The sequence below is a fragment of the Janthinobacterium leeuwenhoeki genome, from assembly GCF_051380795.1.
Classification (GTDB): domain Bacteria; phylum Pseudomonadota; class Gammaproteobacteria; order Burkholderiales; family Burkholderiaceae_D; genus Janthinobacterium.
This window is the reverse complement of record NZ_JBNYXT010000002.1, coordinates 73,306-88,865: the sequence shown is the minus strand read 5'-3', so window position 1 is coordinate 88,865 and position 15,560 is coordinate 73,306. Positions and strand designations below refer to the sequence as shown.

Below are 15,560 nucleotides of genomic sequence, written 5' to 3'. Positions count from 1 at the left end.
CACATAACGGCACAGGAACTCCTGTGCCGTTATAATTTGCGGGTGTCATGCCGACTGCTGCCGATGGGTAATCAGAAGCGCTTGCGGTTGGGCGGCGTGGTTGAAGCGTCTATTGCTTCAGTTGCTGCAGCGTGGAGAGCAGATCCTGGTTTGAATGCTCCAGCTTCCATGTCCTGGCATTGTCCATGGAACTGTGAATGCTGACGTTACCCTTGAAATCTTCCCTGATATTGAGCGCAAGGCCGGAAGGGAAAATCAATGGTGCCCTATGCAATATGTATGGCGCATACGGCCCCCAGGTTTTACCTTCGTCGCCGCTGACTAGCAGTGCGCCCTCGTTATACATGCCGGCCTCCATCAGCAATCTGCCGTCATTGAGTGGCGCAACAGGCGACATCAGGACTTTGAATGGCGAAACGATTTGCGTCCAGTTCTGGCCGCGATCCCGTGAAACATAGGCGTCGGGAAACCTTCCTGCTAAGCCAGCTTCTACCAGAACGCTTTCTGTCCCATTGGGTTGATGGGTAAACTGTGCCAAGTTTTTCTTGTGCGGACTAAAGCGCTCGGTAAACTTGCCAGTGCTGTAGTCGAGTTCGCCGATCAAGCCGCTTTCCAGCGCATATCCGATCCGGTCCGCGTCTTGCCACGTCCAGAATAAGCCTTGGCCATGCAGCCACGATCCGGGCATGGTGGCATGGTACACAGATCGCCATTGACCCGCGTCCAGTTGATTCGCATGGAAAATGTTCAGCTCATCTCCCTTGCGATGCATCACGTACCAGCCATCCTTGGGGTTGCCACCGATGCGCAGCAGGTTGCCGGGCGGCAGGTTGCCTGTATCGATAGGAAGCAGCTTGTCGCCGTCACGCGCTTTGCGTAGCAGGGAGCCGGATTCGCCTACCGCAATCAACTCGGCATTGGGCAGGTCTACAGGAAACACGCAGGACAGCGACTCCACCGATTGCGCATTGATGATATTCCATTGACCTTGCGTCGAGCGTATCAGGACGGCACCCATGCGGCTGGCGGCAGCCACCCGGCCATCGGACATTTCGGTGGCACACTCGGCCCCTGCCGGGTGGGCGCGAGCAAATTGCTCGACATTGTCGTGCGCGTGGCGTGGGCTGCTCCAGCCAAGGCTGGCAGCGGCGCCGAACATGTTGCTGTAGTCGGGGGCAAAGCGCTGGATCAATTCCGCATTGGATGCCACCTGGGCGCTACGACCGTATTGCACGCCGAAATTGCCGCGTGTCACAATCAGTCGACCCAGATCCGTCGATTTGCCCGCTTCGATTTTGAAGCTTCCCACGATGGTCGAGTACACATGCAAGAGCTTGTTGGCACGGGTATCGATCAATTCGACAAACTCATATTCGCCAGGCGGCAGTGCCCCAATGAACAGGGACGTATCGCCTGCCATTGTGCTCTCGACCTTTTTCATCACCAGGTTTGCGGAGACCAGCTTGAAATCACTGCGCTGCTCCCCCGCCACCACACGGCGTAACTTGATCGTATTGAAACCGTAAATATCTTTGGTATTCGACGTGATGCTGACCACCACCGGGGTTTCTCCCGATTGTGCACTCATTTTCAGTGGATCTACCACCGACGTGTTGACGACGCAGCCGCTCAGTAGGAGTGCAGTCAAACCGCAAGCCGCGACAGCCAGGTGCCGCGCTTTCAGATTGGAAAAGGAAAAAGACATGAGATTGATTTAGTTTTTTAAAAAACAATTATATGCTAAGGCATTAGTTTCCTTAGGGCATTATTTTTAATTTCTTGACACGGGGGATGCATGGCGGGGCCTTGTTCGACCACTGCCACGATGGCAGCGGCCGGAAAAAAGCTGCCGTGGAAGCGTTGCAGATGCGCGAGTAAAAGGAGTCGGCGCTGACAGCTAAGGGCGGCTCGGGGTACAATAGCCGATTCGCCTCACCATTTTACTAGCTGCCAACTATGTCTGAAATTCACCGTATTCCCGTTCCTTCCGCCCAGCCCGAGGCCATGCTGGCCATGCCAGGTGCGGCACCGAAAGTGGGCTTTGTCTCACTCGGCTGCCCGAAAGCGCTGGTCGACTCCGAACAAATCCTGACCCAACTGCGCGCCGAAGGGTACGAAACGGCGAAATCCTACGCTGGTGCCGATCTGGTGATCGTCAATACCTGCGGTTTTATCGATGCTGCCGTGCAAGAGTCGCTCGACGCCATCGGCGAAGCGCTGGCTGAAAACGGCAAAGTGATCGTGACCGGTTGCCTGGGCGCCAAGAAAGATGCTGCCGGCGACGACATCATCATGAAGGTGCACCCGAAAGTGCTGTCCGTCACGGGCCCGCACGCGCTGGCCGAAGTGATGGATTCCGTCCACTTCCACCTGCCGAAACCGCATGCGCCGTTCCTCGACCTGGTGCCGCCGCAAGGCGTCAAGCTGACGCCGAAGCACTATGCCTACCTGAAAATTTCCGAAGGCTGCAACCACCGTTGCAGCTTCTGCATCATCCCGTCCATGCGCGGCGACCTCGTCTCGCGCCCGATCGGCGAACTGATGATCGAGGCGGAAAACCTGTTCAAGGCTGGCGTCAAGGAATTGCTGGTCATTTCGCAAGATACCTCGGCGTATGGCGTGGACGTGAAATTCCGCTCCGGCTTCTGGAATGGCCGTCCTGTGAAAACCCACATGACGCAGCTGACGGAAGCGCTGGGCGAACTGGCCAAGTCTTACGGCGCCTGGGTGCGCTTGCACTACGTGTACCCGTACCCGCACGTCGACCAGATCATCCCGATGATGAGCGGCGGCCACATCCTGCCATACCTGGACATTCCCATGCAGCATGCGCACCCTGACGTGTTGAAACGCATGAAGCGCCCGGCCAGTGGCGAGAAAAACCTCGACCGCATCCAGGCCTGGCGCGCCATCAACCCTGACCTGACGATACGCTCGACCTTCATCGCCGGTTTCCCAGGCGAAACGGAAGCGGAATTCGAGTACTTGTTGGACTTCCTCAAGGAAGCGCAGATTGACCGCCTCGGCTGCTTCGCGTATTCGCCTGTCGAAGGCGCGACCGCCAATGCCATCGCCAACCCCGTGCCGGAAGAGCTGCGCGAAGAGCGCCGTGGCCGCGTGATGCTGCTGCAGGAAGAAATTTCGAAAAAACGCCTGAAAGCCAAGGTCGGCAAGACCGTGCGCGTACTGATCGATGAAGTCACCCGCTCCGGCGGCGTGGGCCGCTCGTCCGCCGACGCGCCGGAAATCGATGGCGTCGTGTATGTGAAGCCGCCGTTCGAACCGCACCGCAAGCTGGCGGTCGGCCAATTCGTCGACGTGACCATCACGTCGGCCGATGCGCACGACTTGTGGGGCGCGGCGGAGTAAGCAGGTGTAACAACAGTACGGCAGGCAAGGGCATAAGCCCTTACAATCAAGGTGGACCAGCAATTGCTGGCCCGCCTTTTTATTTGCCCACGTACTTTGCCGACGCCATGACCACACCAAAATCTCCGCAAACCGCGCTGATCCACAGCGATTACCAGGCGCCGCAAGGCTTTGCCGCCTTTCCCAACGCCATACATCACGCGTCGACCGTGCTGTTCAAGGACGTGGCGGCCATGCGCTCGGGCAACTGGAAAGAGAAGAACGCCTACACCTACGGCTTGCACGGCACGCCCACCACCTTCACCCTGGAAGCGCGGCTGGCCGAGATCGAGGGGGGCGCACACTGCTTGCTGGCACCGTCGGGCCTGGCGGCCATCGCCATGGCGGACTTTGCCCTGCTGAAAACGGGCGATGATGTCTTGCTCCCGGAAAACATCTACAACCCGAACCGTGAGCTGGGACGCTGGCTGGCGCAGGATTTCGGCATCACGGCCCGCTACTACGATCCGCTGATCGGTGCCGGCATCGCCGCCTTGATCCAGGAAAATACCAAACTCATCTGGACGGAAGCGCCAGGCTCCGTGACGATGGAAGTGCCGGACTTGCCCGCCATTTGCCAGGCGGCCCACGCGCGCGGCGTGTTGGTGGCTTTGGATAACACCTGGTCGGCCGGCCTGGCCCTGCGCGGCTTCGACCTGGGCGTGGACATCATCATGCAGGCGCTGACGAAGTACCAGTCGGGCGGTTCCGACGTGCTGATGGGCGCGCTGATCACGCGCGAACGAGGGCTGCACGAGCGCCTGGCGCAGGCGCACATGCGTCTGGGCATGGGCGTGGGCGCGGACGACGCCTATCTGGTCCTGCGTGGCTTGCCCACCATGAAGCTGCGCTTCGACGCCCACGATGCGGGCGCGCGCGCGGTGGCCGCCTGGCTCAAGGGAAGAAGCGAGATCGCCACGGTACTGCATCCGGCTTTCGCCGATTGCCCCGGCCACGCCATCTGGCAGCGCGATTTCACGGGCGCGGGCGGCCTGTTTTCCGTGCTGTTCGATGCCCGCTACACGGAGGCGCAGACGGACCGTTTTGTCGATGCCTTGCAGTTGTTCAAGATAGGCTACAGCTGGGGTGGCGCGAACAGCCTGGTGATGCCGTACCGCATCGCCGCCATGCGCAAGGGCTGGCAGTTGCCGGGTCAGCTGGTGCGCCTGAATGTGGGACTGGAAGATCCGCAGGATTTGATCGCCGATATCGAACGGGCGTTCGCGGCGATGTAGCGGCAGTGGGCAAGCACGTTGGCTTGCCCAGAAGTAATTACATGGGCACGGGCTTGTTGTTGTTCAGGTCGAGGAAGCCGCGCAGCAAGCGGTAGGCTTTCCACAGCCAGGCCACGCCCCAGACGAGGAGGGCCAGCGGAATGCCGATCAGCGTGATCCACAGGATGGCGCCGACGACGATGCAGGCCGCATACCACCAGAAGGAACGGATCATCCAGCTGTGATGGCTGTACACGAAGGTCCCGGCCGCTTCGTCCCGCTTCACATAATTGATGATGAGCGGAATGAAGGAAAACGCGCCCAGCGAAAACACAAAGCTGGCGCCATGTATCAGGTATAACCACCAGGCCAGGTTTCTGGTCTGCTGGAGTGGGGTATCCAAAATAATATCTTGTGACATGAAAGCTCCCGTCGTTGCGCAATTTCTAATTGTAACAAGCAAAGCGGCGCGCCAGCGCAGTCCATGAAAAAAGGTGAAAGACATTGTTGAAACGAGATCGATATCCTGCCTTGGCCGCGCGCGCCAGGTCATGGCTGCGGCAGGCTTTGCCGGCCTTGCTGCTGTGCGCCAGCGTGGCCCATGCCGTTAGCGCACCCCTGGAGGCGGAGTTTGCCGCCGGCTTGAAGGAAGAGGGACTGGCGGGCGCCGTCTGGAGTGAAGTCTTGCCTGATGGCACGGTGCGCACGGGCGCAGCAGGGTTGCGCGATGCCGCCAAGCACATGCCCATGCAGGCGGACACGCGCATGCAAGTGGGCTCCGTAGGCAAGGTGGCGCTGGCGCTGGGCGTCTTGCGTCTGGTCAGCGAAGACCGGCTCACGCTCGACACGCCCTTGCAGCAAGTGCTGCCGGAACTGGCGCTGAAAAACCCGTGGCAAGCCAGCGACCCCGTGCGCATCCGCCACCTGCTGGCGCATACGTCCGGCCTGGATAATGTGCGCATCTGGCAAGCGTTCAGCCTGCACCCGGCGCCGGAGACGCCGCTGGCGGCGGCCTTCGACGGCGACCGTAATTTGCTGCGCGTGCGGGCGCGGCCCGGCAGCCGCTATGCGTATTCCAACATGGGTTATGGCTTGCTGGGCATGGTGATCGAAAAAGTCACGGGCCAGCCATACGAGCGCTACCTCGATGCGCAGTTGCTGCAGCCGCTGGGCATGGCGGACAGCACTTTTACTTTCGTCACGCAGGCGGGCGCGCAGCGCGATCCGCGCCTGGCCATGGGCCATTTCGAGCATGGCGTGGCGCAGCCGGCCGTGCCCCAGTATTTGCGTCCGGCCGCGCAATTTACAACCACGGCGGCCGACATGGCCAAGCTGGCGCAATTCCTGATGGGCGAAGGCAAGCTGCAGGGCAAGCGCTTCATCGACCTGGCGTTGATGGGCGCCTTGTCCGAACCGGCCGGCACGGATGCGGCGCAGGCTGGTCTGACAACGGGCCACGGCCTGGCGCTGGCCGTGCGCGACCGCCACAACGTGGTGGGTGCCTGCCACCCTGGCACGGCCGTGGGTTTCCGCGCCATGCTGTGCCTTTATCCTGAACAGAACAGCGCCTTCTTCGTGGCCTTCAACACGGATGCGGAGCGGGCCGACTATGAACGCTTCAACCGCCTGCTGCTGCGCGACCTGGAACTGCCGCTGCGCGCGCCGGCCCCGCGCGGCACGCCCGCGCCCACGGTGGAAAACTGGCAGGGCGTGTACGTGCCTTCGCCCAGCCCCATGGCCAGCATGGCCTGGGTCGATGCCGTCTTCGGCTTCACGCGCCTGAAATGGGATGGCGAATCGCTGTTCCTGATCCCGTTCCAGGGCGAGCCGAAGGAACTGGAACCGGTGGGCGGCTTGCTGTTCCGCGCCAGCGACCGCAGCACGCCGTCGCACGTGCTGATGCAAGAGGACGGCAAGCATGTGCTCAGCGACGGCTTGCGCAGCTATGAGCGCGCGTCGATGCTGCGCATGCTGGTGTTGTGGGGCAGCCTGGCGCTGGGCATGGCGGGCTTGCTGTATGTGCTGGTGGTAGGCGTGTGGCGCGCCGCGCTGCGCAGCCTGGGACGGGGCGACCATCTGTTCGCGCCTTTGCTGTCGCTGCTGGCGCTGCTTTTGCCGCTGCCGTTTTTCTATTTCCAGTCCTACCTGCGCCTGGGCGACGCCACTATCGCCAGCGTGCTGCTGGCACTGGCGACCGGCGCGCTGCCGCTGGCGACGGCGTTCGGCCTGGCCCGCTGCTGGCGCAGCCGCGGCACGGCGGCCGAGGCGGGTTCGTGGGCGAAATGGGATTGGATCGCCTTGCTGGCGGCCTTGCAACTGCTGCTGGTGCTGGCCTGGTGGGGACTGCTGCCGCTGCGGCTGTGGCACCTGTAGGCTGTCAGGTCCAGGCAGCCAGCAGCCGGCGCCACCAGGGTCGCGCCGGCGTGGCCCTGCTACCGTGCGCGGACCGCTTGGCGCGATAGCTGGCCGCCGCCATCTGCAGGCCGATGCGGTCCATCGCCGCCATCGCCTCGGCCTCCTGCGGCGACAAACCATGCAGCAAGGCTTGCGCCCGAGGATCGAGCATGAAGGCTGCACGCAGGGCGTCGTCCGTATACAGCCTTGCCAAATAGGTTTCCAGTGCGGGGGAACTCATGCGCTCCGCCCCGCGCGCAAGGCCGTGCGCGCCAGTTCCAGCTGGCCCAGCACATGCTCGAACGATGGGTAATTGCCGTCGCGTTCGACGATCACCGTCAAGGGCTGGGGCGCGTGGCGCGCCAGCACGGTCAATAGAGCGAAGACGGCGGGCGGTACGTCGTGCAGATGGTCGTCCAGCAAGCGCTGGCTGCCGTCAGGCGCAGCGATCCAGTGGCCGCCGCTCAGGTGCACGGCGCCGACCCTGTCCAGCGGCAAGCGCAGCAGCAGTTCCTCCGGCGCCTCGCCAACATTGACGGCATTCGCATACAGATTGTGCAGGTCGAGCAGCAGCGGCACTTGCGCGCCGTGGATAATCTGCGCCAGCCATGCCGCTTCGTCCAGCGTGCTGGCTGGCGGGGCGACCAGGGTGGCGATGTTTTCCATCAGCGGCGCGCTGCCGACGATGCGCGTGGCCAGTCCAATATTGGCGATCGCGCCGGCGACGCTGTGCGGCGTGCGCGGCGGCGCCGCCAGGTGGCCGATTTCCACGCCGCCGGCGCGCACAAAACTCAGGTGTTCGGACCAGGACTCGGCGTGTACCTCTTGCATCAGGCGCGCCATCGCGTGCAAGCGGCGTGGGTCGGCGGGAATCGTCGAGGCCAGCCCCATGCCCACGCCGTGCAGGCTGAGCGGTACCTGGCGCGCCAGGCTGCGCAAGGCGGCGATGCCGGCGCGTGAGGCGCGGTAATAATCGTCGGCGATCACTTCCAGCACGTCGATCTGCGCCAGGTTGGACAGGATGCCGGCAGCCAGTTCGCCGCGCCAGCCCAGGCCGACGCGGTCGCGCTTGGCGCCCTTGCTAGCTGCCACAGCCACCACCGCAACCGCCACAGCCGCCGGAAGACCCGCCACCGTCGCCGCCGCCGTCGCCACCGCCCGATGAAGAGTCGCCCGAGCTGTCGGACGAGGAGTCGCCGCCCGTGTTTTGCCGGGGCACCGGGTACAGCTCGGCGACATAGGCATACACCGACAAGGGCAGGGCGCCGAGGCCGAAGATGGCGGCCAGCAGGGCCATGTCGGCGCTGCTGCTGCCTGCGTGCAGGCGCGACGAGCGCATGTTCAGGCGGCCAAACAGCATGCGCAAGTCGGTCAGCAGCCGCTGCGCGCTCCAGCTGGTCGCCTGGGTGCGCAAGCCGCGCAGCATGAGCAGAAATATCACCAGCAGCAGCGCCAGGAACAGCAGCTTGTAGTGCTGGCGGCTGATGGCGATGACGGTCTTGACGGCGGCTACCGTCAGCAGCAGGTAGCGCGCGGCCCCGGTGATGCGTTCGCGCCGGCGCAGCAGCGGCGGGCCGACCAGCAATTCCTGCCGCGTCAAGGTGTCCAGGTAGGCGCGGCACGATGGCAGCATGTCTGCCTGCTCGGCCAGCTCCCTGCTGTGGCCCTGGCGGCCCAGGTACAGCCGCAGCACGTCGCGTTCGATGTCGTGATTGGCGAAGCGCAGGCTGTCGGCGCTGGCCGTTTCCAGCAGCGGGCCATCGGCGTGCAGCAAGCCGCGGTCGACCAGCACGATGGCGGCAATTTTCACGGCTTCGAGGGCGCCGCCGCGCAAAAAAGCGATGCGGTAAGGGTCATCGGCCAGCGACAGCTGCGCGTGCGGATTACGCAGCTCCTGGCGGATCAGCAGCTCGCGCGCGAGGTAGTACACGAGCAGGCCGAAGATCAGGTAGGCCAGCAGGAACCATGGCCCGCTCCAGTCAAAGGGATTGTAGCCGTTCACCGCATCGACTCCGCGTGTTCGCGCAAGCGTTCGGTAATCGTCATCAGGCTTGTGAAGGCGGGCAGGGCCTGCCCTGGCGCCAGGCGCGCCGTTTCGCGCGCCTTTGACATGGCTTGCAGAGCCGCGTGCAGGGCCGGTTCGCCCAGCTGGTCGACAAACGCTTCGAGCGCCTGCTTGCCGGACAGCGCAGACTTGCCCTCCAGCTGCGCCAGCGAAGCCGCCGCCGCGCGCAGCGGACCTGCTGCGTCGGCGATGGCGCCAGCCAGCTGCTCTTCATGCAGGCTCAATAGCATATACCGTTCGCGCATGCGCACCTGCTGGTTCAGCAGCTCTTGCCGCAGCCGGCGCAGCACGGCGTCGCGGCTGGTATGCAGGCTGGCGAAAGGGTCAAAGCCGTGCAGCACCTTGTGGCGCGCGATGATGTCGGCGAACTTGACGGCGAAGGCGTCGGCGGCCTGCGTCAATTCGCTCTCGAGCAGGAACATCACCTGCAAATCGATGGCGGCGTGCGCCAGGCGCAAAGGCCCGCGCAGCGCATCGGCAGCCTGCGGCGTAAAGCGCTTGAGCAGCAACAGCAGGTTGACGTCGGAGGTGGCGCGCACCTGTCCATCGGCGGCCGAGCCAAACAGCACGGCGGCGGCAAGGTCAGCGCCGAAGGCACTTTGCGCGGCGGCGACGAACACCTCCAGGTGGCGTTGTATCTCTTCTGGCAGCGGTGGCGGCATGCGGTGTACTTTCACGATGGGTTGGCGGTATGCGCATAAGTTTGCAATATAGCAAACTTATGCCATCGTGCCCATCGTGCGCGCACCGTCCGCCAGATAGCACCGACTCAGGTCAATACGTTCAGCAAGCCATCGAGACCCACAAAGTTCAGCGCCACGTCGGCTTGCGAGCGCACCACGGGCTTGGCGCGGAAGGCGACCGACAGGCCGGCGATGCCCATCATTTTCAAGTCGTTGGCGCCGTCGCCCATGACGATGGCTTGCGCTGGCGTAATGCCCAGCTCCGCGCACACGCGCTCCACGGTGCGCTGCTTTTCCTCGGCGTCGACGATACCGCCAATGACTTTGCCCGTCAGCTTGCCGTCGACGATTTCCAGCTCGTTCGCATGCGTGTAATCGAGGCCCAGGCGCGCCTTCAGGCGCTCGGTGAAGAAGGTAAAGCCACCCGAGACCAGCAGGGTCTTCAGGCCGGCCTTTTGCACGGCCGCCAGCATGGCTTCCGCACCCGGCGACAGTTTCAGGCGTTCGTCGTAGACGCGCTGCAGGGCCGACGCATCGAGGCCTTCGAGCAGGGCCACGCGCTGCTTCAGGCTGGCCGCGAAATCGAGTTCGCCGCGCATGGCCGCTTCCGTGATGGCCGCCACTTGCGGTTTCAAGCCCTGCATGTCGGCGATTTCATCGATGCACTCGATGGTGATCAGGGTCGAATCCATGTCCATCGCCACGAGCTTGAATTCACTCAGTTCGCGCTGGCCCATCATGTAGGTGGCGTCCAGCTGGGCCGCCTGGGCCGCCACCTCGATGGTGGGGCGCAGCGCGGGCGAATAGGCGATCTGTTCGCAGCGCACGGCGTTCGGTCCCAGGCGCGTGATGGACGTGGGCGCGGCCAGCGCGGCGATGCGATCGAGGCGGGCGCTATCGCCGTCCAGGCCCTGCAGGATCAGGTTCATGGTGATGGTCTTGGTGTTGGTCATGGGGCAGTCCTGCATAGATTATCGAATGGTCTACACCGTCAATTGCTTGATGGTGGTCTTGATCTGCGTCACGCGCGCCGCCAGGTCCGGCATGGCGGCCGTGATTTTCAGCTTGTCCTGGCCATGCAGCTTGATATGGCGGTTTTTCTGAATCAAATCGATGATGCGCATCGGGTCGATGGGCGGCTTGGCCATGAATTGCAGGGTAGCCGCCTCGCCATGCACGTCGATCTTGACGATGCCCACGGTTTTCGCCGCGATGCGCAGGCGGTGCGTCTCGACCAGTGCTTTCACCGGGTCGGGCAGCTTGCCGAAGCGGTCGATCAGCTCTTCCTGGATATCGTCGATCTTGTCCTGCGTGGCGCAGTTGGCCAGGCGCTTGTAGATCGACAGGCGCTCGTGCACATCGCCGCAGAAGTCCGCCGGCAGCAGGGCCGGCACGTGCAGGTTGATTTCCGTCGTCGAGGCCAGCGGCGCGGCCAGGTCCGGCTCCTTGCCGGCCTTCAGCGAGCGCACGGCTTCGTTGAGCATGTCCGAATACAGCTGGAAGCCGATTTCCGTCATCTCGCCCGACTGGCTCTCGCCCAGCACCTCGCCGGCGCCGCGGATTTCCAGGTCGTGCATGGCCAGGTAAAAGCCGCTGCCCAGTTCTTCCATCTGCTGGATGGCGTCCAGGCGGCGCTGCGCCAGTTTCGTCAGGCCCTGCACGTCGTGCACCAGCAGGTAGGCGTAGGCCTGGTGGTGCGAGCGTCCCACGCGGCCGCGCAACTGGTGCAGCTGCGCCAGGCCGAACTTGTCGGCGCGGTGCATGATGATGGTGTTCGCCGTCGGCACGTCGATGCCGGTTTCAATGATCGTCGTGCACAGCAAAATATTGAAACGCTGGGCGACGAAGTCGCGCATGACTTTTTCCAGGTCGCGTTCATGCATCTGGCCGTGCGCCACGGCGATGCGCGCCTCGGGCAGCAGTTCCGTCAGCATGGCCAGGCGGTTCTGGATGGTTTCCACTTCGTTGTGCAGGAAGTAGATCTGGCCACCGCGTTTGAGTTCGCGCAAGCACGCTTCGCGGATGATGGCTTCGCCCTCGCTGCGCACAAAGGTCTTGATGGCCAGGCGCTTTTGCGGCGCCGTGGCGATGATGGAAAAGTCGCGCAAGCCTTCCAGCGCCATGCCCAGGGTGCGCGGGATCGGCGTGGCTGTCAGGGTCAGCACGTCGACTTCCGCGCGCAAGGCTTTTAACGCCTCCTTCTGGCGCACGCCGAACCTGTGTTCTTCGTCGATGATGACCAGGCCCAGGCGGGTAAATTTGACGTCGTCCGACAGCAGTTTATGCGTGCCGATGACGATGTCGATGGTGCCGTCGGCCATGCCCTTGAACGCCTGCGTGATCTCCTTGCCGCTGCGGAAACGTGACAATTCCGCGATGCGCACGGGCCAGTCGGCGAAGCGGTCGGCGAAGGTTTGCGCATGCTGCTCGGCCAGCAGGGTGGTGGGCGCCAGGATGGCTACCTGCTTGCCGCCCATCACGGCGATGAAGGCCGCGCGCAGCGCCACTTCCGTCTTGCCGAAACCGACGTCGCCGCACACCAGGCGGTCCATCGGTTTACCGGAAGTCATGTCCTTGATGACGTTGTGGATGGCCTCGGCCTGGTCCGGCGTCTCGTCGAAGCCGAAGCTGTCGGCGAAGCGCTGGTAGTCGTGCGCCGAGAATTCGAAGGAGTGGCCCTGGCGCAGCGCGCGGCGGGCGTACAGGTTGAGCAGCTCGGCGGCCGTGTCGCGCACCTGTTCGGCCGCGCGTTTCTTGGCTTTTTCCCACTGGCCCGAACCGAGCGAGTGCAGCGGCGCGTCTTCCGGCGAGGCGCCCGAATAACGGGAAATGACGTGTAGCTGCGACACCGGCACATAAAGTTTCGTGTCCTTGGCGTATTCCAGGTGCAGAAATTCCGTCTCGCCTTCGCCCAGGTCCATGCTGGTCAGGCCCATGTAGCGCCCGATGCCGTGGTTGATGTGCACCACGGGGTCGCCGATTTTCAGCTCCGACAGGTCGCGCACCATCGATTCGACCTGCGTCACGCCTTCCTGTTTCTTGGTGCCGACCCGGCGGCCGGAACCGGCATACAGTTCCGTCTCGGTGATGAAGGCTAAATTTCCTTCCGGCGTGAACAACTCGAAGCCCGCGTGCAGCGGTGCCACGCCCAGCATCAGCTTGGCGTCGGACTGCAAAAAGCCGTCGCTGCCTTCCACCGGCGTCAGGTGCAGATCGTATTCGGTGAAGTACTGCTGCAGGGTTTCGCGGCGGCCGTTCGATTCGGCGCAGATCATCACGCGGCGGCCCGATTGCAGCAGGTAGCTGCGCAGATTGGCCAGCGGGTCGTCGGCGCGGCGGTTGACGGCGATGTTCGGCACGGGGGCCGACAGTTCTGAGGCCAGCGCATCGTTCGACTTCGCAATGGCCAGGCGCGGATACGGCTTGGCCAGGCCAAAGAACTGCTCGTCGGACAGGAACAGCGATTCTGGCGGCAGGATCGGCCGCTCGCGGTCGGCCTTCAGGAAGCGGTAGCGCGACTGGGTATCGGTCCAGAAGCGCCCGATGGCTGCATCGATCTCGCCCACCAGGGCCAGCGAGGCGTCGGGCGGCAGATAGTCGAACAGGGTGGCCGTCTGCTCGAAGAACAGGGGCAGATAGTATTCGATGCCGGCCGAGGCGATGCCGCTGCTGATGTCCTTGTAGACGACCGAGCGCGAAGGGTCGCCTTCGAACTGTTCGCGCCAGCGGTTGCGGAAGGTGGTGCGCGCCGCTTCGTCCATGGGAAATTCGCGTCCCGGCAGCAAGCGCACCTCGTGCACGGGATACAGCGAGCGCTGGGTGTCGGCGTCAAACGTGCGGATGGTTTCGATGGTGTCGCCGAACAGGTCGAGCCGGTAGGGCAGGGCTGAGCCCATGGGGAACAGGTCGAGCAGGCCGCCGCGCACCGAGTATTCGCCGGGCGACATCACTTGCGAGACATGGCTGTAGCCGGCCAGGGTCAGTTGCGACTTCAAGCGCGCTTCGTCGAGCTTTTCGCCCTTCTTGAAGAAGAAGGTGTAGGCCGCCAGAAAGGACGGTGGCGCCAGGCGCACCAGCGCCGTGGTGGCCGGCACGATCAGCACGTCGCACTGGCGCGTCTGGATTTCGTGCAGCGTGGCCAGGCGCTCGGAGACCAGGTCCTGGTGCGGCGAAAAGGCGTCGTAGGGCAGGGTTTCCCAGTCCGGCAGCAGATGGCAGCGCAGTTCCTTGCCGCCAAACCAGGGAATTTCATCGAGCAGGCGCTGGCCGTCGCTGGCCTGCGCCACCACCACGGCCAGCATCTGGCCCCGCGCTTTCAAGGCCAAAGCGGCCAGCGCCAGGGCATAGGCGTCGGATGAACCATACAGGGCGGGCAGCGCGTAGCGGTTGCCGGGCTTGGGGAGGGCTTTTGTTAAGTCTAAGGACATGCAGGCGATGACACTAGTGGCAGAGGCAGTTGAATGGGAGAGCTGTGGTGCGCGCAGCGCCGCCAGTGACGGCGCCGACAGGCGAGATTATAGACCATCGCCCGCGCGCATATTCGCAATCCCGAACGGCACATGCACCATCGGGATGGTGCCGCCCGCCGATTTCAGGTGGCTCAGCTGATCGTCGAAGAAGATATGCGGCTTGAACACGGCCAGCACGCGCGACTTGTCCATGCCGCCGAGGAAAAACGTCTCGTCGGCCGCCACGCCCCAGCTTTTCAGGGTCGTCACGACTCTTTCGTGCGAAGGCGCGTTGCGCGCCGTGATGATGGCGATGCGCAGGATCTTTTTATAGCCGGGGTCGCGCCGCTGCGCCTTTTCTTCCAGGCGCTGCATGGTGGCCAGCTTCTGAAACAGGTCGGCCAGCGGTCCGGGGCGGTGCGGCGTGCCCACGTTCAGGGTTTCATGGGCGTGGAATTCATCGACGTCATTGTTGCGCTTGAAGACGGTTTCCGCTTCATCGTCGGCGATCACGCCGTCGAAATCGAAGGCCACGCGCAGTTCTTCGTCGTTTTCGTCGTCTTCCGTGCGCGACGGCAGCACCAGACCGGCCGGATAGTTGCAGGCCAGGGCGCTGCGTACGTCGTCTTCATTCGCGCTGAGGAACAGCGATGCATTGAAGGCGGGCAGGTAGGGGTAGGGCGACTTGCCCGTCATGAAGGCGGCGCGTGAAATGTCCAGCCCATAGTGGGCGATTGAGTGCATCACGCGCAGCCCCGTTTCCGGCGAATTGCGCGAAAACAGCACCACTTCCACGGGCGATTGGCGCGGATAGTGCTTGTTGATGTTCAGGAAGCGGCGGATGAAGGGAAAGGCCACGCCGCGCGGCAAGACCGTGTCGATATGCGTTTCCTGGTACTTGCGGTATTCCTCGGGGCCATTGTCAAGGTAGACCTGGTGCGATTCGGCCAGGTCGAACAGGGCGCTGGAAGCGACCCCGATCACCAGTTTGTGTTCGATAGGATAAGCCATGGTCTGCCTGTTGTTTGCTTGTTGCTCATCTTATACGACGATCAACTGCGGAGCCAATAGCGACATGCGGCGATTCTTTTGCACCAAAGCAGGGCGCCATGTCAATTTTTTTGCCCCCTGTGCAATACGCGCCACAGTAAAGAAAGAAATCTTGTCCTGTGTCAAGTATTTGACAGCCAGCGCACCCATTTTCCACTATGCTTCCAATTATGAAATCTCGCCAATTGTAACGAAGCGTACGCCCCATCCCCGCCGCCTTTATACAAGTGTCAGCTGTTTTACTCGAACATGCCAGCCCCGACTTCGCCAGCAGCCTTCGTGACTTTATAAAGGACCT

The 15,560-nt window shown here is 63.1% G+C and carries 12 protein-coding genes; 3 read left to right on the top strand and 9 right to left on the bottom strand.

Annotated features, from left to right (window positions below):
* Nucleotides 1–109 precede the first annotated feature (109 nt).
* Nucleotides 110–1,705: a hypothetical protein gene (locus tag ACQ4WS_RS02335; RefSeq protein WP_436473309.1), complete on the bottom strand. Its 1,596-nt coding sequence runs from the start codon at nt 1,703–1,705 to the stop codon at nt 110–112.
* A gap of 308 nt (nt 1,706–2,013) precedes the next feature.
* On the opposite strand from ACQ4WS_RS02335, the gene rimO reads away from it, so the two are divergent.
* Nucleotides 2,014–3,369, top strand: coding sequence for a 30S ribosomal protein S12 methylthiotransferase RimO (rimO, locus tag ACQ4WS_RS02330; protein ID WP_436473630.1), 1,356 nt, complete (start codon nt 2,014–2,016; stop codon nt 3,367–3,369).
* Nucleotides 3,370–3,476: 107 nt separating this feature from the next.
* Entirely contained in the window at nt 3,477–4,643 is a 1,167-nt protein-coding gene (locus ACQ4WS_RS02325) for a cystathionine beta-lyase (protein ID WP_436473307.1), read from the top strand.
* Nucleotides 4,644–4,680: 37 nt separating this feature from the next.
* Here ACQ4WS_RS02325 and ACQ4WS_RS02320 read toward each other — a convergent pair whose 3' ends face one another.
* Complete coding sequence (locus ACQ4WS_RS02320) at nt 4,681–5,043, bottom strand: DUF4870 family protein (protein WP_436473305.1); 363 nt, start codon at nt 5,041–5,043, stop codon at nt 4,681–4,683.
* 86 nt (nt 5,044–5,129) lie between these two features.
* Here ACQ4WS_RS02320 and ACQ4WS_RS02315 point away from each other — a divergent pair, with 86 nt between their 5' ends.
* The gene (locus tag ACQ4WS_RS02315; RefSeq protein WP_436473303.1) at nt 5,130–6,995 is read left to right on the top strand and encodes a serine hydrolase domain-containing protein; all 1,866 of its coding nucleotides are present in this window, start codon (nt 5,130–5,132) and stop codon (nt 6,993–6,995) included.
* A 4-nt stretch (nt 6,996–6,999) separates the two neighbouring features.
* Here the strand turns inward: ACQ4WS_RS02315 and ACQ4WS_RS02310 are convergent, their stop codons facing one another.
* From ACQ4WS_RS02310 to ACQ4WS_RS02280, 7 genes are all read right to left on the bottom strand, one after another.
* On the bottom strand, nt 7,000–7,257 hold the full coding sequence (locus tag ACQ4WS_RS02310) for a hypothetical protein (protein WP_436473301.1): 258 nt from the start codon (nt 7,255–7,257) through the stop codon (nt 7,000–7,002).
* On the bottom strand, nt 7,254–8,108 hold the full coding sequence (locus tag ACQ4WS_RS02305; RefSeq protein WP_436473299.1) for an MbnB/TglH/ChrH family RiPP precursor modification enzyme: 855 nt from the start codon (nt 8,106–8,108) through the stop codon (nt 7,254–7,256). The genes ACQ4WS_RS02310 and ACQ4WS_RS02305 overlap by 4 nt, the downstream gene beginning before the upstream one ends.
* Nucleotides 8,098–9,018 carry a TIGR04222 domain-containing membrane protein gene (locus ACQ4WS_RS02300; protein WP_436473297.1) on the bottom strand — a complete coding sequence of 307 codons (921 nt, stop codon included), beginning with the start codon at nt 9,016–9,018 and terminating at the stop codon, nt 8,098–8,100. The genes ACQ4WS_RS02305 and ACQ4WS_RS02300 overlap by 11 nt, the downstream gene beginning before the upstream one ends.
* Complete coding sequence (locus ACQ4WS_RS02295) at nt 9,015–9,743, bottom strand: hypothetical protein (RefSeq protein ID WP_436473295.1); 729 nt, start codon at nt 9,741–9,743, stop codon at nt 9,015–9,017. The genes ACQ4WS_RS02300 and ACQ4WS_RS02295 overlap by 4 nt, the downstream gene beginning before the upstream one ends.
* 107 nt (nt 9,744–9,850) lie before the next feature.
* A complete protein-coding gene (gene serB, locus ACQ4WS_RS02290) occupies nt 9,851–10,693 on the bottom strand; it encodes a phosphoserine phosphatase SerB (protein WP_436473628.1) in 843 nt (280 codons plus the stop codon).
* A gap of 54 nt (nt 10,694–10,747) precedes the next feature.
* Nucleotides 10,748–14,191 carry a transcription-repair coupling factor gene (gene mfd / locus ACQ4WS_RS02285; protein ID WP_436473293.1) on the bottom strand — a complete coding sequence of 1,148 codons (3,444 nt, stop codon included), beginning with the start codon at nt 14,189–14,191 and terminating at the stop codon, nt 10,748–10,750.
* 87 nt (nt 14,192–14,278) lie between these two features.
* Complete coding sequence (locus ACQ4WS_RS02280; RefSeq protein ID WP_436473291.1) at nt 14,279–15,223, bottom strand: 5'-nucleotidase; 945 nt, start codon at nt 15,221–15,223, stop codon at nt 14,279–14,281.
* Nucleotides 15,224–15,560 lie beyond the last annotated feature (337 nt).